15 protein-coding genes and 1 pseudogene are annotated in these 16,937 nt (G+C 64.9%); 8 read left to right on the plus strand and 8 right to left on the minus strand.

Annotated features, from left to right (window positions below; translation table 11 throughout):
- Nucleotides 1-15 precede the first annotated feature (15 nt).
- Entirely contained in the window at nucleotides 16-579 is a 564-nt protein-coding gene (locus RX327_RS09765; RefSeq protein ID WP_050387479.1) for a hypothetical protein, read from the minus strand.
- 388 nt (nucleotides 580-967) lie between these two features.
- Here RX327_RS09765 and RX327_RS09770 point away from each other — a divergent pair, with 388 nt between their 5' ends.
- The 5 genes from RX327_RS09770 to RX327_RS09790 all read left to right on the plus strand — a co-directional run bounded on the left by RX327_RS09770 (nucleotide 968) and on the right by RX327_RS09790 (nucleotide 6,237).
- The gene (locus RX327_RS09770; RefSeq protein ID WP_050387592.1) at nucleotides 968-2,404 is read left to right on the plus strand and encodes an FAD-dependent oxidoreductase; all 1,437 of its coding nucleotides are present in this window, start codon (nucleotides 968-970) and stop codon (nucleotides 2,402-2,404) included.
- Nucleotides 2,405-2,501: 97 nt separating this feature from the next.
- Nucleotides 2,502-3,431, plus strand: a complete 930-nt coding sequence (locus RX327_RS09775) for a TauD/TfdA family dioxygenase (protein WP_317250120.1) — start codon at nucleotides 2,502-2,504, stop codon at nucleotides 3,429-3,431.
- Between the two features lie 25 nt (nucleotides 3,432-3,456).
- On the plus strand, nucleotides 3,457-4,512 hold the full coding sequence (locus tag RX327_RS09780; protein ID WP_317250121.1) for an ABC transporter substrate-binding protein: 1,056 nt from the start codon (nucleotides 3,457-3,459) through the stop codon (nucleotides 4,510-4,512).
- Nucleotides 4,509-5,375 (plus strand): ABC transporter ATP-binding protein, encoded by an 867-nt coding sequence (locus RX327_RS09785; RefSeq protein WP_317250122.1) that lies wholly within the window; start codon nucleotides 4,509-4,511, stop codon nucleotides 5,373-5,375. Before RX327_RS09780 ends, RX327_RS09785 begins: the two co-directional genes overlap by 4 nt.
- Nucleotides 5,368-6,237: an ABC transporter permease gene (locus tag RX327_RS09790; RefSeq protein ID WP_317250123.1), complete on the plus strand. Its 870-nt coding sequence runs from the start codon at nucleotides 5,368-5,370 to the stop codon at nucleotides 6,235-6,237. Before RX327_RS09785 ends, RX327_RS09790 begins: the two co-directional genes overlap by 8 nt.
- 9 nt (nucleotides 6,238-6,246) lie before the next feature.
- On the opposite strand, the gene epsC is transcribed toward RX327_RS09790, so the two are convergent.
- From epsC to RX327_RS09820, 6 genes are all read right to left on the minus strand, one after another.
- Complete coding sequence (epsC, locus tag RX327_RS09795; protein ID WP_050387476.1) at nucleotides 6,247-7,200, minus strand: serine O-acetyltransferase EpsC; 954 nt, start codon at nucleotides 7,198-7,200, stop codon at nucleotides 6,247-6,249.
- A gap of 117 nt (nucleotides 7,201-7,317) precedes the next feature.
- Nucleotides 7,318-7,890, minus strand: coding sequence for a flavin reductase family protein (locus tag RX327_RS09800; RefSeq protein ID WP_050387590.1), 573 nt, complete (start codon nucleotides 7,888-7,890; stop codon nucleotides 7,318-7,320).
- Nucleotides 7,891-8,026: 136 nt separating this feature from the next.
- The gene (locus tag RX327_RS09805; RefSeq protein WP_317250125.1) at nucleotides 8,027-9,256 is read right to left on the minus strand and encodes an acyl-CoA dehydrogenase family protein; all 1,230 of its coding nucleotides are present in this window, start codon (nucleotides 9,254-9,256) and stop codon (nucleotides 8,027-8,029) included.
- Between the two features lie 42 nt (nucleotides 9,257-9,298).
- Nucleotides 9,299-10,303 (minus strand): NrtA/SsuA/CpmA family ABC transporter substrate-binding protein, encoded by a 1,005-nt coding sequence (locus RX327_RS09810; RefSeq protein WP_050387474.1) that lies wholly within the window; start codon nucleotides 10,301-10,303, stop codon nucleotides 9,299-9,301.
- A gap of 10 nt (nucleotides 10,304-10,313) precedes the next feature.
- Nucleotides 10,314-11,039, minus strand: coding sequence for an ABC transporter ATP-binding protein (locus RX327_RS09815; RefSeq protein ID WP_050387473.1), 726 nt, complete (start codon nucleotides 11,037-11,039; stop codon nucleotides 10,314-10,316).
- Complete coding sequence (locus tag RX327_RS09820; RefSeq protein WP_152977927.1) at nucleotides 11,036-11,791, minus strand: ABC transporter permease subunit; 756 nt, start codon at nucleotides 11,789-11,791, stop codon at nucleotides 11,036-11,038. Before RX327_RS09820 ends, RX327_RS09815 begins: the two co-directional genes overlap by 4 nt.
- 417 nt (nucleotides 11,792-12,208) lie before the next feature.
- Between RX327_RS09820 and RX327_RS09825 the strand changes: the two genes are divergently transcribed.
- The gene (locus RX327_RS09825) at nucleotides 12,209-13,300 is read left to right on the plus strand and encodes an LLM class flavin-dependent oxidoreductase (protein ID WP_028333354.1); all 1,092 of its coding nucleotides are present in this window, start codon (nucleotides 12,209-12,211) and stop codon (nucleotides 13,298-13,300) included.
- Nucleotides 13,301-13,305: 5 nt separating this feature from the next.
- Here RX327_RS09825 and RX327_RS09830 read toward each other — a convergent pair whose 3' ends face one another.
- Nucleotides 13,306-14,646 (minus strand): LLM class flavin-dependent oxidoreductase, encoded by a 1,341-nt coding sequence (locus RX327_RS09830; RefSeq protein WP_028333353.1) that lies wholly within the window; start codon nucleotides 14,644-14,646, stop codon nucleotides 13,306-13,308.
- Between the two features lie 313 nt (nucleotides 14,647-14,959).
- Between RX327_RS09830 and RX327_RS09835 the strand changes: the two are divergent.
- Nucleotides 14,960-16,581, plus strand: a pseudogene (locus RX327_RS09835) (FAD-dependent oxidoreductase).
- On the plus strand, nucleotides 16,578-16,898 hold the full coding sequence (locus RX327_RS09845; protein WP_016840109.1) for a ferredoxin family protein: 321 nt from the start codon (nucleotides 16,578-16,580) through the stop codon (nucleotides 16,896-16,898). Before RX327_RS09835 ends, RX327_RS09845 begins: the two are co-directional and overlap by 4 nt.
- Nucleotides 16,899-16,937: the final 39 nt, after the last annotated feature.

Below are 16,937 nucleotides of genomic sequence, written 5' to 3' on the forward strand. Positions count from 1 at the left end.
GAGTTCTGCTGATCGTTATTGGTGGAACGGCGCCTTGTGCGCAAATGCGAAGCGCAGGTAGCGCTCCAGCTTCAAACCTTCGGGCGTGCGCTTTTCTTCGACAAGGCGCGCGAAGGTGCGGCGCACCCGTTCGCGCTCGTGAGGGGTGAACGCTTCGAGGAAATTTCCGAATGCGCTCGCTTCCGACCACTGCAGCAGCGATGCCGCATCGTCGTGGATATCGATCAGCGCGCGCAGCTCGCTGCGGTAGCCGGCGAAGCCGTGTGCCGCGAACTGCGATTTGAGCTCCTCGTCGGTCGATCCGAGCACCGGGTTCGAGTCCTGGCGATCGCCGGCAAGACCCGCCTCGATGATGGCGCGACGAAGCAGCTGGCGCGACTGGTGCGGCCTGGACGGATCCTGCACATTCAATCCGAGGCGGCCGCCGGGCCTGAGCACGCGCCGGATCTCCCGCAGCGTGGCGAGCGGCCCGATCAGGAACTTGCCGTGGCGAAATTGAACGAGTCCAGCTTCATCATAGGAGCGGGCGAGCTCCGGAGTATCGTGTTCAAGGCTGATGTCGCCAGCAGTTCGCGGCATTTCGAGAGATCCATCGTTGCTCGCCGCGCGTCGACGTCAGGCGCGTGCGTTGCGTCAGACTCTATGTCGGCGGCGGTGAAATGAATTTGCGTTGTTGCACGGCAAGCGAGCATGAACGTGACGAGTTCGTCGTTCACCGGAGATGAGTGCGATCGCGCCGATCCCGGCGACGTATGATTTGGGAAGTTCTCCCGATCGATCGCGCCGATCCCGCACGTCGCAACGCACATGAGGTGATCGGTCAGGCGGCGATCATCGCAAATATTTCAATGCCCGCGTTGTCCACGACGCGAACATTGCCTGCTATCAAAAACAAAGCTGATTTCGTTTCATTGACTGAATGTCGATCGCTTTTACGATTTGCAACGTCAAAGCGAGGTGGTCATTCATGCCGCAATCCGATCCCGACAGCGTCGCCCGCGAGGCCCTCCGGCTGATCGGGGCCGACCCGCAGAACTGGGTGCCTGATCGCGACGGAATCGATCACAACGTCGTCGTGGTCGGCGGTGGCCAATCCGGCGCGGCCTTCGCGTTTGCGTTTCGGCGCGCCGGGATCGGCAAGGTCTCGGTGATCGATGTCGCCGCCGACGCCGGCAAGGCCGGCGGGTGGCTGACGAGCGCGCGAATGCACAAGCTTCGCACCCCGAAGACGCTTCCAGGTCCGGAGCTCGGTCTGCCCGGGCTCGGTTTCCAGGCATGGTATGAAGCGCGCCATGGCGCGGCGGCCTTCGACGCGCTCGATCGGATTCCGCGGCTCGACTGGGCGGCCTATCTCGACTGGTATCGCCGCGTGACCGGCGTCGGCATTCGTTACGGTACGCGGCTGCTCCGCATCGAGCCCGCAGCCGATCATCTACGGTTACATCTGGAGCGGAGCGGGGTCACGACCATCGAGACCACGCGCAAGCTGGTGCTCGCAACCGGCTTTGCGGGTAGCGGGGGCGCCTATGTCCCCGACGCGCTGCGGGCCCTGCCGAAACGATTCCATGCGCACACATCGGAGAAGATCGATTTCAGGACGCTGCGTGGTCTCTCCGTTGCGGTGGTCGGGAGTGCTGCGTCGGCCTTCGATGCGGCGGCCGCGGCCCTTGAGGCCGGAGCGCGTGACGTTCACCTGTTTGCGCGCCGGGAAACCGTGGCCGCGTTGCCGGTCATTCGGATCCGCGGCTACCCGGGAGCCTATGACAATTATGGCAGCCTGCCCGACGGGGTGCGCTGGCATCAGGCGATCCGGTTCAGGCAGGCTGGGTCGACCCCGCCGCCGGATGCGATCTCGCGCGCGGTAGCCTTCCCCAATTTTCATCTGCACCTGGGCGCACCGTGGACCTCGGCGCAATTGAAGGGGGGGCGGCCGGTCGCGATCACTCCGCAGGGCGATTTCGCGTTCGATTTCGCGATTGCGGGGACAGGCTATTCCGTCGATCTGGGCGCGCAGTCAGAGCTCGGCGACTTCGCCGACGAAATCCTGCTGTGGCGAAATCGCTTCGTGCCGCCTGACGACGAGAAGGACGATCGCCTGGCGGCCTATCCTTATCTCGGGACCGGGCACGAGTATCTGGAGAAAGTTCCGGGCCGCGCGCCGTATCTGAAGGACATTCACGTCTTCAACCCGGCAGCACTTGTCAGCTTCGGCCTGCCGATCGGCGACGTTCCAAGCTTCAAGCGCGACATTCCGGGGATCACGGCCAGGATCAGCCGCGATCTGTTCCTGGCCGACCTTGCATCTCACGAGGCGCGCATCAACGGAGAGATCGCGGAGGATTTCACCGCCGAGCTCTATGCACCGGCTGTCTGGCGACCGCCGCAGCCCATCGCGGCGGAATAGCGAGGATCACGACTACATCATTCATCTCCGCCGTCGTTTCCGCGACCGGCGCATGGCGGAGCCTTGTCCAGGGGATCGCGGCGACGAGACCAACATCATGAGCAGCACGATCACCATCGACAACGTCATTCCGCGCGCCGATATCGTCAAACGTGCGGCCCGGCTCGGTGCCGAAATCAAGAATGTGAAGCTGTCGGGTGACCTGCCCGACGCGGTCATCCGCGCTGTCAACCAGGTGCTGCTCGAGCACAAGGTGATCTTCTTTCGCGACCAAGGGCACCTCGACGACGCCGAGCAGGAGCGCTTCGCGGTCAGGCTCGGTAAGCTCGTGCCGCATCCGACGGTCGGTGCGACCAAGGGCACTTCATCGATCCTGGAGCTCGATTCAGGTCGTGGCGGCGGTCGTGCAGACCAGTGGCACACGGACGTCACCTTCGTCGATGCCTATCCGAAAATCTCGGTGCTGCGTGGCGTTGTGATCCCGCCATACGGCGGCGATACCGTGTGGTCGAACACGGCGGCGGCCTATCTCGACCTGCCGGCGCCGCTGCGCAAGCTTGCCGACGAGCTCTGGGCGGTCCACAGCAACGCTTACGACTACGCGGTGAAGACGCCCGCGAGCGAAGCGGATCGCAAGCATTTCGACGAGGTTTTTACCGGCACGATCTATGAGACGGAGCATCCGGTCGTGCGGGTTCATCCCGAAACGGGCGAGCACACGTTGGTGCTTGGCAATTTCGTCCAGCGCTTTGTCGGCCTGCCGAAATATGACGGCCAGAAGCTGTTCGATCTGTTCCAGTCCCGCATCACGGCTCCCGAGAACACCGTACGCTGGACCTGGCAGGCCGGTGACCTCGCGATCTGGGACAACCGGGCAACCCAGCACTACGCCGTCAACGATTATGGCGATCAGCACCGCGTCGTCCGCCGCGCCACCATCGATGGGGAAGTGCCTGTCAGCGTCGACGGTCGTCACAGCGTGACGCGCGTCAAGGCGCCGAAGCTGCAGTCGGCGAAGGCAGCCTGAGCATGTCTCCTATTGGAGCAACACAATGAAAGCCATCATTCGAATTCTGCGTGCGCGGCGAGCCGCCGCGCGCCGCGCGGCGCGATTGCTGCTGGCCGGCGCCTTTGCGTTGGGTCTGATCGCTCCCGCCTTCGCCGAGCCGCCGCTCGACAAGAGCGAGATCCGGTATCAGGGCTGGGCGGGGCAGGTGACCTTCATCGAGCTCGCCGACGACCTCGGCTATCTGGCGCCCCTGAAGCTGAAATGGGTCGGCAACACCATCAGCGGCCCACAGGACATCCAGACCGTGGTGACCGGGGATATCGACATCGGCGGGGCTTTCTACGGCGCGATCCTCAAGCTGATCGCGGCAAAGGCGCCCATCAAGGCCGTGGTCGGCTATTACGGCTCGGACGCCAACACCTATAACGGCTACTTCGTCAGGGACGACAGCCCAATCAAGACCGCGCGCGACCTGATCGGCAAGAAGGTCGCCGTCAATACGCTCGGTGCCCATCTGGAATTTGTGCTCCGTGAGTATCTGGCGCGGAACGGCCTTAGCGCCGTCGAGGTCAAGCAGGTGACATTGGTGGCGGTCCCACCCGTCACCGCCGAGCAGGCGCTGCGGCAAGGCCAGGTCGAAGTGAGCACCCTTAGCGGCGTGCTGCGCGACAAGGCACTGGAGCGTGGCGGCATCCACTCGCTGTTCAACGACACCGGTCTGTTCGGCAATTTCACCGGCGGCTCCTACGTCCTGCGCGACAAGTTCATCAAGGACAATCCGGACATGGCCCGCAAGCTGGTCGAGGGGATCTCGCGCGCGATCCAGTGGGCGCAGACGGCGCCGCCCGATGAAGTGCGGGCTCGCTTCAACCGGATCATCGCGGAGCGCAAGCGCAACGAGGATGCCTCCTCGATCAAGTACTGGAAGAGCACGGGCGTCGCGAGCAAAGGCGGGGTGATCTCGGATGCCGAGATCCAGGTGTGGATCGACTGGCTGGAGAAGGACGGTCTGTTCAAGCCGGGCCAGGTCAAGGCCTCCGAGACCTACACCAACGCCTTCAACTATTTCCGTCCCGGCAAGACGGCGGAGGCCCGATGACGTCGGTCAAGATCAGCTTTGACAAGGTCCGCAAGGAGTTCGTCACACGAGGCGAAAAGGGCCGGCCGGCGGGCCGTTTCACCGCCCTCGAGGACATCACGCTCGATGTTCGCACTGGTGAGTTCCTGGCCCTGGTCGGTCCCAGCGGCTGCGGGAAATCGACCCTGCTCGATCTGTTGGGTGGGCTGACGACGCCGACCAGCGGCCGCATCCTGCTCGACGGGCGGCAGATCAAAGGGCCCGGCCGCGACCGCGGCATCGTGTTCCAGCAATACGCGCTGTTTCCCTGGCGCACCGCCCTGGAGAATGTCGAGTTCGGGCTCGACATCGCCGGGCTGAAGGCCGCGCAGCGACGCGAGATCGCGCGGCATTTCCTCGACCTCGTTGGCCTGTCCGGATTTGCCAGCCGCTATCCGCACGAGCTCTCCGGCGGCATGAAGCAGCGCGTCGCGATTGCCCGCAGTCTTGCTTACGATCCCGAGGTGCTGCTGATGGACGAGCCGTTCGCCGCGCTCGATGCCCAGACGCGCGAGACGCTCCAGACCGAGCTGCTGCGGATCTGGCGCGCCACCGGCAAGACCATCGTCTTTATCACCCATGGCATAGACGAGGCCGTAGCGCTTGGCCAACGCGTGGCCGTGATGACCTCGCGCCCGGGCCGGATCAAAGAGATCGTCGATATCCCCGCGGCCTTGCGCAGCGAAGATGAGGACGTGCGTTCGCTGCCGGAGTTCGGTCAGGTCAGGCACGAGATATGGAGCCTGCTCCGGGAAGAGGTGCAGAAGGCGCAGCAGGGACAATCGGCGGGCAGGGTCAGCGCAGGCCGTGTAGACCGTGAAGTGAAGGAAGTCGCTCATGTCTAGCCTGGAGATGCTGACATTGCTGGAGCTCGCGCATGGGCGGCGAGACGAGCACCCGGCGGCCGCGCGGTCACCGCTGGTGAGCGCGGCCCGCGCCGCGACCCGCGGTCTGGCAGCTTTCGGGCGCCGCTCCCTGCTGCTGATCGCCCTTCTGGCGCTCTGGGAAGCCGCGCCCAGGCTCGGCTTGATCGACGCGGTGTTTCTGCCGCCCTTCTCGGAAGTCATCGCCGCAGGCTGGCAGCTCGCGCAAACCGGCGAGCTCTATGACGACGCCTCCGCGAGCCTGCTCCGCGCCCTGAGCGGGTTTCTGGTGTCGGTCGCGTTGTTCGTCCCGCTCGGGCTGGCCGTCGGCTGGTACACAAGGCTCGGCGATCTGCTGAACCAGTTCATCGAGATTTGCCGCAATACCGCGCCGCTCGCGCTGTTGCCGGTGTTCATCCTGCTGCTTGGCATCGGCGAGCTCTCGAAGGTCACGATGGTGGTCTATAGCTGCGCCTGGCCGCTGCTGCTCAACACGATCGCCGCCGTCAAGCAGGTCGATCCGCTCCTGATCAAGTCGGCGCGCACCATGGGCGCGAGCCCGCAGCAATTGTTCCGCAAGGTCATTCTTCCGGCAGCGCTTCCGACCATCTTCGTCGGCATTCGCCTCGCCAGCGCCTCTGCCATGCTGGTGCTGGTCGCCTCCGAGATGGTCGGGGCGAAGGCGGGGCTCGGCTATCTCATCATCAACAGCCAGTACAGCTTCCTGATCCCGCAGATGTATTTCGGCATTATCGGGATCACCGTGATTGGGTTGGCATTCAATGCCGTCCTGGAGGCGTTGGAACGGCGCTTGATGCGATGGAAGGCGCAGGTCTCGGCGTGAGATCGTGGTTCAGGCGCCGCTCGGACTGTTTCGTGCGGTGGCCTGCGTCACAATGCTGTTCGGCGGCACGTCCTTGGTCAGCCAGACGTTGCCGCCGATGGTCGAGCCGCGGCCGATCGTGATCCGGCCGAGTATGGTTGCGCCTGCGTAGATCACGACGTCATCCTCGACGATCGGATGGCGGGCGTCGCCCTTGATCACATGGCCCTCGTCGTCGGTCGGGAAATGCCGGGCGCCGAGCGTGACCGCCTGATAGATCCGGACCTTGTTGCCGATGATGGCGGTTTCGCCGATCACGACGCCGGTTCCGTGATCGATGAAGAAGCCAGAGCCGATCCGGGCGCCGGGATGGATATCGATGCCGGTCCTTGTGTGGGCGATCTCCGACATCAGGCGAGCCACCAGCCGCGCGCCGATCTGGTAGAGCAGATGGGCAAGGCGATGGTGGATGATGGCGGTCATCCCGGGATAGCCGATCAGGATCTCGGGAAAATTCCGCGCCGCCGGATCTCCAACGAATGCCGCCCGCAGATCGTTGATCAGCAGCCCGCGGACCGACGGCAGTTGGGTGGCGAATGCGCGTGTCAGCTCGATCGCCTCTTCGTGCGCAAAGCCCGGCTCTAGCTCGTCGCCGACGAACAGCGCGCCGCGATGGACCTGCGCGCTGAGCGAATCCAATGCTGCGCTTAGCGTATTGCCGACGAAATAGTCGATGTTCTCGCCGTCGAGGTCGGATTGGCCGTAGTGGCGCGGAAACAGCGCCTCGGTGAGGCCGTCGAGGATCGCCTCCAGCGCGTCGCGCGAGGGGGCACGGCGAGCCTCGCCGTCTTGCCGGATGCTGTGGGTCTCCTCGCGGGAGGTGCGCAGCTCGGCCACGATCCGGTCGAGCTGCCAGCGGGCCGGTTGTCGGCTGACTGAGCCGGCTGACGACCGAGGCGATGGTGGCGGCGTTTCGCGTTTCATAGTTATGCCTTTCCCTGTCCTAGAGATCCGTTCCGACTGCATCGGAACGGGGCTCTCTATTCTTGTTTTGACGCGTTTTCCTCATGCGAACCGGTACCCACTTCGCTTGAAAACGCTCTAACGGACATGCGCCAGAGGAATGCTGACTTCGGCCAATAGGTCGAGATCGGCCTCGTGATCGATCTGGACATACTGTCCATTCCAGTAGGTGAGGCCGGACAGCCGGTGCGACAATTCCATGCTGGCGAGACGGCCCACGATGATGCCATAGGAATGCCGCTCGATGATCTCCTCGACCTGGCATTCGATCATCGCAAGCGAACGCTGCAGCAACGGCACGCTCGAGGCTCCATGGGTCCAGTCGGTGCCCTCGAAGCGCTCCCTGCCTTTCAGCCGGCCATCGCTGAAGCGCTCGGCCAGGACCTGCTGGTCGGAGCCGAGGATGTTGACGCCGAACAGCCGATGGCGGGCGATCGGTGCGAAGGACGATGCCTGCCGGTTGATGCTGACCAGCAACCGGGGTGGGCTGGCGCTGAGCGACGTCAGCGAGGTCACCGTCATGCCGGTGATGTCCTCACCTTGTCCTGCGGTGATGATGCAAACGCCGCCCGGGAGGCGGCGCATGACAAGGCGAAATTGACGCTCGATCTCGTGGTCGGCGTCCACAAGATGAATATCCGGCCTGCTCATCAGGATTCTCCCCTGCATTGCCTCGCCGGATTGGACCTCGCCAGAGCGTTTTCGAGCGAAGTGGATACCGGTTCGCGTGAAGAAACGCATCAAAACAGGAATTTAGGCTCCGTTCCGACTCGATCGGAACGGAACTCTAGAAGAAGCCCTTGGCGGGTAGCGGCGTGCCGCTGATCTCGTATTGTCCGATCGAGCGCGCTTTGAAGGTGTTTGGATTGTGCGACGCCAGGGTGCGCGCGTTGCGCCAGTGGCGGTCGAAATTAGTCGCCTTCTTGGTGGCCGATGCGCCGCCGACGTCGAACAGCAGGCTGCCGCTCCGGATCGCGAACTCGTCCGCAACGATCTTGGCCTTGGCCGACAGCAGCGCGGCCCTGTGCGCCGCATCGACGGCCTTTTCGTCGCCTGCATCGAAAGCATTGGTGGCGATATCGAGCGCCTCCGCGGCCGCAAGCACCACGGTCTCCGCCGCGAATGCGCCGCTGGCGATCTGGCCGACGGTCTGTTGCAGCAGCGGGTCGTCCGCCGGAAGCTCGCTGGGCGCGTAATAGAACGTCCGCTTGCGGGTCCGCACCAGGGCGCTGGCGTCGCGCAGCACGGCGCGCGCGATGCCGGCATTGATCGCAGTCAGGAACAGCTGGGCAAATGTGTTGGAGTAGGGAATGCCGTAGCCGGTATCCGGTGCGTCGAACACGGCTTCCTGGCGCTTGACGCGCACGTTGCGGAAGTGGGTGGTGCCGGTCGCCGTCAGCCGCTGCCCGAGGCCGTCCCAGTCGTCGATGAGCTCAATGCCCTCGCGGTTGACCGGAATTAGCACGGCAGCATTGGTGGCGGAAGTGTCGGCGGTGCGAACGAGGACGTAGTCCGAATACAGTGTGCCGGTGCTGTAGTATTTCGTGCCGTTGAGCAGGTAGTCGTCGCCGTCGGCAGTGAGTGTCGTGTTCGGCGTGACATTGCCGATCTTCGGCGTGTCGAGCTCGGTCGCCGCGAGCCCGATGATCGCGCCGTCGGCAACTGCCTTCTGCCACTGCCTGTGCTGATCGTCCTTCGGCCGGCGCACCAGGCGTTCGACGACGCTGAAATGGTTGCGCAGGATATGCGCGACATTGGCGTCGGCCTCGCCGAGACCAATGACGATCTCGAACAATGCGCGAATCGACAGGCCGGCGCCGCCGGATTCGATCGGAAGCCGCAACGCGCCGAGGCGGGCCTTGCGAATGAGATCGACTTGCGCGAACGGCAGGACGCGCTCGCGTTCGCGGTCGGCGGCGCCTTCCGCGATGCGGCCGAGCAGCGCGTCGATATCGGGTGCGCGGCTGGGCAGGCGGTCGGAAGGCTCCAGCGAGGTGGCGGACAGAGGCTTGTTCATTGGTATCACCCGAATGGCGTTGATTGATATGACGGCTGCTGATCAGAGCTGGGCCAGGTGGTCGGTGACTTTGATCGGCTCCGGGAGCACCTTGCGCGCGACCAGCCAGTCGGCGGCCCTTTGCAGCTCGGCGAGGAAGTTTTCGTCGTTGGCGGCGAAGTAGCGATACTGCCGGTTCAGCGCGATGAACTGGTCGCGGACCTGGTCGCTGTACTTGCCGGCCTTCTGCGCGATGTATTCGGCATCCTTGCTGTTCGCTGAGATCCACTTGCCTTCGGCGCGGAAGGCATCGTTGACGGCCCGGACCAGCGCAGGATTGTCGGTCGCGAATTTTCGGGTGGTCAGGTAGGACGTGTAATCGATCTGGAACTCGAGATCGCGACCTTCCAGGAAGATGTCGTGCGCCTTGTATTCGAGCCGCGCGATATCGACGCCCGGGCTCCACATCGACCAGGCGTCGACCTTCCCGGAGGCCAGCGCCGGCGCTGCGTCCGGCGGGTTGAGATAGACGAACGTCACCTTAGAGCGGTCGACCTTGTGCTTCTCGAGCGCCGCAACCAGCAGGAATTCGCCGAGACCCGAGCGGTTCACCGCCACCGACTTGCCGACGAGATCCTCGACCTTGTTTATGCCAGAGTCATCCCGCGCGATGATCGCCGTGGTGCGCGGCTCGTAGACCACGAATTGGGTGAACACCAGCGGCGAGCCGGCGATAATCGCGGCGAGTGCCGGCGTCGTGCTGCCGCCGAAGCTGAAATCGGCACTGCCGCCGGTCACAGCCTGCAGCGTCGGTGCATGATTGGGGAACGGCCCGAGCCACTCGACCTTGATGCCGTCCCTGGCCAGCAGCTTCTCGAACTCGCCGCGCTCCTTGGCGATCAGATTGAGGCCGCTCAAACCCCAGGTCAGACGCACCGTGTCGGTGACGCGGCCGGTCGCCGCATGCGCCGGCTCGGACAGGTCAAAGCCGGCAAGCGCGCCGATGCCGAAGGCGGCGCCGCCAAGGAAGCTGCGACGGGTGGGGTTGGTGAACCGGGGGATAGACATTGAGTGGTCCTCAGGCAGGAATGGGGTGAGAGGTGCCGACGCCGAGCTCCGCCAGCAGGTCGGTGCGGGCGATAGGCGCTGCGCCGTTACGTTTCATGCGATGCTCGAACGCGATCCGGCCCTCGCGCATCACCAGGATGCGGTCGGCGAGCGCGATCGCCTCGTCGACGTCGTGAGTGACCAGGAGGACGCCGGGTCGATGGACGGCGACCAGCTCGCGCACCAGATCGTGCATCCGAATGCGGGTCAGCGCATCGAGCGCTGCGAACGGCTCGTCGAGCAAGAGCAGCTCGGGCTCCTGCACCAGCGCGCGCGCCAGCGCCACGCGCTGCGCCTGTCCGCCCGAGAGGTTGCGCGGCCAGTCATCGAGACGGCCGCCGAGTCCGACCTCGGTGAGCGCGGTGGCGGCGCGCTGGCGGGCGTCGGTCGCATTGAGGCCGAGCGAGACGTTGCGCCACAGACTGTCCCAGGGCAGCAGCCGGTGCTCCTGGAAAACGACGGCGGGGCGCCGTGGTGCCGTGATGCGCCCGCCGTCGATCGCATCGAGGCCGGCCAGCGCCCGCAGCAGCGTGGTCTTGCCGCAGCCGCTTTCGCCGAGCAGGACGACGAACTCGCCGCGCTCGATGCGCAGGTTGAGGTTCTCGATCACCACGCGACTGCCATAGGCGCGATGCAGTCCCGTCACCGCGACGGCCGGCGCAATCGCGGCCGGTGAGGGCACGGCGTGCAGTGTCATCGCGCGCTTCCATAATTCGGATGCCAGGCCAATAGCCGTCGCTCCAGGGTGCGCGCGATGCCGTCGGCGGCGACGCCGATCAGCGCATAGATCGCGATCGTCAGCACGATCACGTCGGTGCGCAGGAACTCGCGCGCATCCATGGCGAGAAAGCCGATGCCGGACTGGGCGCCGATGGTCTCCGCGACCACCAGCGCCAGCCACGCGGTCGCCAGCGCATAGCGCACACCGGTCAGGATCGAGGGCAGGGCGCCGGGCAGGATGACGCGCCGGATCAGCTCGAGTGTCCCGAGGCCCTGGACGCGTCCGAGCTCGAGCAGCTTCGGGTCGACCTGCCGGATGCCCAGCGTGGTGTTGATGTAGATCGGGAAGGCGACGCCGAGCGCGACCAGGAAGATCTTCTGGGCTTCGCCGACGCCGAGCCAGACGATCACCAGCGGCAGCGCGGCGAGAAACGGGATCGCGCGGATCATCTGGATGCTGCGGTCGATCGCAGCCTCCGCGATTCGCGAGAAGCCCACGAGGATGCCGAGCGCGAATCCGACGCTGCCGCCGATCGCAAAACCGGCCGTTGCGCGCAGCAGGCTGGCGCCGAGATCGTTCAGCAGGCTTCCGGACGTCGCCAGCTTGAATGCCGTCCGGACGACCTTGCTCGGTGCCGGCAGCACCTGCGGCGAGAGCCAGCCGGCTTGCGCCAGCAACTCCCAGACGATCAGAAGCACGACCGGGGCGAGCCACGACAGCAGCAGCATGCCGCGCCGGTCGATCTCTACTCGTGCCTTCCGGGACGGCGATGCCGTTTGATCGCTGCGCGGCGTTGACTCAAACGCGATCGATGACGCAGCCTGTTCGAGGTTGCTCAAGTCTGTTCTGTCCTCGTCTAACATTGCGCGCGAGCATCATTGATCGCGCGCGGCATGGTCCGCCATTCTCTCGATCGACGGTTCGTCCGTTCGAAAGCGCGCGCGGCTCATGCGACGCAAACTGTCCCACGAATTTTCTCGAACAGAAATAGAGCCGTATTCCAATTGTCGCTACGTCCGGAGTTTTCTGGTTTATCGGCGCGCGCGGCGCGGCAAGGAAAATCTTTTGATGCGCCGCTGCTTGATCTGTCGCCGTGCTTCTTTGAAAACACACCGACGTAACGTCAGGGAAATCGGAGAGACGGCATGTCGACACGACCGCTTCGCTTTGGCATCTGGGCGCTGGTCCATGGTTCGCGCGCGGCCTATCAGGATCCAGAAGAGCCGTATGACGCATCGTGGGAGCGCAATCGCGACCTCGTGCTTGCCGCCGAGGCATTGGGCTACGATTCCACGCTGATCGCGCAGCACACCATCAATCCGCATCAGGAGGATTTCGATCAGCTCGAGGCCTGGAGCGCGGCGGCGGCCGTTGCGGCATTGACCAGCCGGATCGAGATCATCGCGGCCATCAAGCCCTATCTCTATCATCCGGTGGTTCTCGCCAAGCTCGCGCTCGGGATCGAGAACATCAGCCGCGGACGCTTCGCGATCAACCTGGTCAATGCCTGGAACCGGCCCGAACTCGACAAGGCCGGTATCGGCTTTGCCGAGCATGATGCCCGTTACGCCTATGGCCGCGAGTGGATCACGATTGTCTCGCGCCTGATGCAGGGCGAGCGGTTGACCTACAAGGGCGAGCATTTCGATGTCCGCGATTATCTGTTGCGGCCGTCGAGCCTCTACCGACCGCGACCATTGATCTATGTCGGCGGCGAGTCCGAGCCGGCGCGCGCTTTGGTCGCCGACCGCGGCGACGTCTGGTTCATCAACGGTCAGCCGCTCGAGGATGTTGCGGGCCTCATTGCCGACGTGGCGGCGCGGCCGCGGACGTCGGCGCCGCTTCGCTTCGGGCTGTCCGCCTTCGTCATCGCGCGCCAGACGCAGGCCGAGGCCCAGGCCGCCTATGAGCGGCTGCTTGAGCTGTCGCGGAAGGACGCCTCGATGAAGGCGATCCAGCGACAGAACACCGACCCGAAGGTCGTGATGATGCAGACCATGCAGAAGTCGGAGCGGGTCGGCAGCAACGGCGGCACCGCTGCCGGTCTGGTCGGCAGCTATGATGACGTGGCCGCCAGGATCGGGGCGTTCCATGCCGCAGGCATCGAGTTATTCATGCTGCAATTCCAGCCTTTCGAGGCCGAGATGGAGCGCTTTGCGAAGGAGATCATCCCGCGCGTCCGCGAAGCGTCATCTGTTGCGAATGACACCCCAGCACTGCTGGCGAGCTCGCGGTAACTGCGTCACGCGGTTGCGGCGGCTTCCGTCCGACGTGCAAAGCGGCTGATCGGCCGAGGCAAGCCAAAATGCTCACGCAAGGTGGTGCCGGCATAATCGGTTCGGAATAGACCGCGGCGCTGCAGGATAGGCACCACGCTGTCGACGAAGACCTCGAGTCCCGTCGGCAGCACGTCCGGCATCAGATTGAATCCGTCGGCCGCGCCAGCCTTGAACCAGGCCTCGATGTCGTCGGCGATCTGCTCGGGCGTACCGACGATGATGCGGTGTCCGACCCCGCCGCCGAGCGCGCGCAACAACTGCCGGACGGTGAGGTTGCCGCGGCGGGCAAGGTTCACCGTGCCCTGGAACATGGTGTGGTTGGCGTTGGCCGGCAGCGGCAGCGGATCGGGTAGCGGCTTGTCGAGCTCAAGGATCGCAGGATCGACCTGCAATGTGCCCGCGAGACGCGCCAGGCTGTACTCGATCGGAACCAGCTCCCACAGCTCATCCTGCCGCCGTTTCGCCTCGGCTTCGGTGCTGCCGATCACTGTGGCAAGGCCCGGCAGGATGACGATGGAGTCGCCGGCGCGGCCGTAGGTCGCGGCGCGGGCGCGCAGATCGCGCGCATAGGCGACGCCTTCCTCGATCGTCTGCGCCAGCGTGAACACGGCTTCGGCCTGCGCGGCAGCGAGGTCACGCCCGTCGCTCGAGCCGCCGGCCTGCACGGTCACCGGACGGCCCTGGGGCGAACGTGGCACGTTGAGTGGACCGGCCACGGCGTAATGGGCGCCGCGATGCGCGATCGGATGAACCTTCGACGTATCGACAAATCGCGCCGAGGACTTGTCGCCGACAAAGGCGTCGTCCTCCCAACTGTCCCACAGTGCATGGACGACCTCGGCGAACTCCTTGGCGCGCTCGTAGCGGGCCTTGTGCTCCAGCACGTTGCTGAGGCCGAAATTTCGGCTGGCCGACGTGTCGGCAGTGGTCACCGCATTCCAGCCGGCGCGGCCGCCGCTCGCGAGATCCAGGGTCGCGAAGCGGCGCGCGATGTTGTAGGGCTCGTTGTAGGTGGTCGAGGCGGTCGCGATCAGCCCGACATGGCTGGTCGCCGCGGCCACCGACGCTAGCACGATCGTCGGTTCCATCGACATGAAGGAGCGGTAGTCGATGCGGTCGGTGATCGCCGGTGTGTCGGCAAGGAAGATCGCATCGAGCTTGCCGCGTTCGGCGATCTCAGCCACGCGCACATAATGGCCGACGTCGAAGCAGGCGCGAGGATCGCTTTCGGGCAGCCGCCACGCCGACGCATAGACGCCGGAGTGCAGCAGGTTGACATTGAGGTGAAGCTGACGATCGGACATGGCTGCCACGCAGTGAGGTGAGACAACTCACGAAGTATCGCCTGTCAGGCCACATGAAAACGAACGACCGGCGCGTGCATGCAAAAAGAAATATCCGTCTCCGCTGCGTGATCTGCGGACAAATCCGGTGTCGATCTTCTGCAATGAACGGAACGTCCTCTCCGCCGCCGCATGAATATTCTGCCACGTGCCGCGGCAGGGGAAGCTTCGTCCAAGTCTGCGCAAATATCTGAAATTGCCAGAGCGGCCTGCGCGCGTAACGATGCTGTTGCGGCGCGTTGCAAGCAATCGGTGCCGCCCGGAGCACTGAACCATGACAGTCCACGAGCGACGCGCCGAACAGCGAACCGCGCCAGGCGGCTCGGTCGAATTCGACGCTGATGTGCTGGTGATCGGCGGCGGACCGGCGGGCACGTGGGCCGCGGTGAGCGCCGCCGAGCGCGGCGCTCGCGTCGTGCTCGCCGACAAGGGATTTTGCGGCACGTCGGGTGCCACCGCGGCTGCCGGCACCGGCGTCTGGTATGTCGATCCCAAGCCGGCGCTGCGCGAGGCCGCGATGGCCAATCGCGAAAAGATGGGCGGGCACCTGCAGGATCGCCGCTGGATGGCGCGCGTGCTCGACCAGACCTACGAGGACAGCAATCGTCTGGCCGCCTGGGGTTACCCTTACCCGGTCGACGACACCGGCAAGTCGCAGCGCAACTCGCTGCAAGGCCCCGAATATATGCGCTTGATGCGCAAGCGGACCAAGCAGGCCGGCGTCACCGTCCTCGATCACAGCCCGGCGCTGGAATTATTGCTCGACGAGGCCGGGGCGGTTGCGGGCGCGAGCGGCCTGCGTCGCCAGAAGCAGGATCGCTGGACCGTGCGCGCCAAGGCCGTCGTCATCGCGACCGGCGGCTGTGCGTTTCTGAGCAAGACGCTAGGTTCGAACGTGCTCACCGGTGACGGCTATCTCATGGCCGCCGAAGCCGGCGCCGAATTCAGCAGCATGGAGTTTTCCAATCCCTACGCGATCTCGCCGGCGTTCGGCTCGGTCACCAAGACGCTGTTCTATGGCTGGGCCAACTTCACCTATGAAGACGGCAGCTGGTGCTGCATCCAAAGGCGGTCGTTCCGCGATTGCCCGAGCCCTGCTTCGGGGGGCCGGTCTATGCGCGGCTCGACAAGGCCGACGCGGACGTCCAGCTGCACATGCGGGCCTCGCAACCGAATTTCTTCCTGCCCTTCGACCGCACCGGAATCGATCCGTTCAAGGATCGTTTTCCGGTTACGCTGCGACTGGAAGGCACCGTGCGTGGCACCGGCGGCCTTCGCATCGTCGACGAGACCTGCGCAACCACCGTCCCCGGGCTCTATGCCGCCGGAGATGCGGCGACGCGCGAATTGATCTGCGGTGGCTTCACCGGCGGCGGCAGCCACAACGCCGCCTGGGCGATGACGTCGGGGACCTGGGCCGGATGGGGCGCTGCCGGCTATGCAAGGCAGCTGGGCCCAGCACGTCAGCGACGACTGGCGTCCGCCGGCACCGTCGCGTTCCGAAGCAAGGCGGGTCGCGCGTTTGAGCCCGCCACGCTGACAAAAGCGGTCCAGGACGAGGTCTACCCGTATGAGCTGAACTACTTCCGGCACGCCTCGCGTCTCGAAAGCGCCCTCGAGCGGCTGGATGCGGCGTGGGTCGATGCATCATCGGCCGATGCGGCGAGCAAGGACGATCTGCTGCGTGCCCGCGAAAGCGCGGCGATGCTGGCCACAGCGCGATGGATGTACCGCAGCGCACTGGCGCGTCAGGAAAGCCGCGGCATGCATCGTCGTGACGATTATCCCTATCAAGACGACCGCCAACGCCATTACGTGACGAGCGGCGGCTTGGACGAGGTCTGGACCACGGTGCGGCCGCATGCCGATGCCAGCTACTCAGAGGCCGCGGAATGATCGAGGTGATCGACGCCGAGCGCTGCACGTCCTGCGACATTTGCGTGAACGTCTGCCCCACCAATGTCTTCGACAAGACGGAGGGGATCCCGGTGATCGCCCGTCAGGGCGATTGCCAGACCTGTTTCCTCTGCGAATTGTATTGTCCCGAGGACGCGCTTTACGTGTCGCCTTATGCGGAGGAGCCTCGCCCGACCGACGTGGTCGCGTTGCGGCAGACTGCCGCGTTGGGCAGCTACCGCCGCGCGGTCGGCTGGACCGACGAGACGCGCGATCTCCGCGGCATCGATCGCAGCTATCTGCTCTTTGGTCATTGAGCCCGGCTGCTCCCGGCGACCGAAGCCATTTCCTAATTG

It is taken from the genome of Bradyrhizobium sp. BEA-2-5 (genome assembly GCF_032918025.1).
GTDB classification, from domain to species: Bacteria; Pseudomonadota; Alphaproteobacteria; order Rhizobiales; family Xanthobacteraceae; genus Bradyrhizobium; species Bradyrhizobium pachyrhizi.

Coding starts and splice junctions, on each gene's coding strand:
- RX327_RS09815 (WP_050387473.1), bottom strand. CDS start 11,039: ATGACACTGCACGCCGTGCCCTCACCGGCCGCGATTGCGCCGGCCGTC.
- RX327_RS09780 (WP_317250121.1), top strand. CDS start 3,457: ATGAAAGCCATCATTCGAATTCTGCGTGCGCGGCGAGCCGCCGCGCGC.
- RX327_RS09845 (WP_016840109.1), top strand. CDS start 16,578: ATGATCGAGGTGATCGACGCCGAGCGCTGCACGTCCTGCGACATTTGC.
- RX327_RS09800 (WP_050387590.1), bottom strand. CDS start 7,890: ATGAGCAGGCCGGATATTCATCTTGTGGACGCCGACCACGAGATCGAG.
- RX327_RS09825 (WP_028333354.1), top strand. CDS start 12,209: ATGTCGACACGACCGCTTCGCTTTGGCATCTGGGCGCTGGTCCATGGT.
- RX327_RS09805 (WP_317250125.1), bottom strand. CDS start 9,256: ATGAACAAGCCTCTGTCCGCCACCTCGCTGGAGCCTTCCGACCGCCTG.
- RX327_RS09820 (WP_152977927.1), bottom strand. CDS start 11,791: ATGCTGCTGCTGTCGTGGCTCGCCCCGGTCGTGCTTCTGATCGTCTGG.
- RX327_RS09770 (WP_050387592.1), top strand. CDS start 968: ATGCCGCAATCCGATCCCGACAGCGTCGCCCGCGAGGCCCTCCGGCTG.
- epsC (WP_050387476.1), bottom strand. CDS start 7,200: ATGAAACGCGAAACGCCGCCACCATCGCCTCGGTCGTCAGCCGGCTCA.
- RX327_RS09810 (WP_050387474.1), bottom strand. CDS start 10,303: ATGTCTATCCCCCGGTTCACCAACCCCACCCGTCGCAGCTTCCTTGGC.
- RX327_RS09830 (WP_028333353.1), bottom strand. CDS start 14,646: ATGTCCGATCGTCAGCTTCACCTCAATGTCAACCTGCTGCACTCCGGC.
- RX327_RS09785 (WP_317250122.1), top strand. CDS start 4,509: ATGACGTCGGTCAAGATCAGCTTTGACAAGGTCCGCAAGGAGTTCGTC.
- RX327_RS09775 (WP_317250120.1), top strand. CDS start 2,502: ATGAGCAGCACGATCACCATCGACAACGTCATTCCGCGCGCCGATATC.
- RX327_RS09765 (WP_050387479.1), bottom strand. CDS start 579: ATGCCGCGAACTGCTGGCGACATCAGCCTTGAACACGATACTCCGGAG.
- RX327_RS09790 (WP_317250123.1), top strand. CDS start 5,368: ATGTCTAGCCTGGAGATGCTGACATTGCTGGAGCTCGCGCATGGGCGG.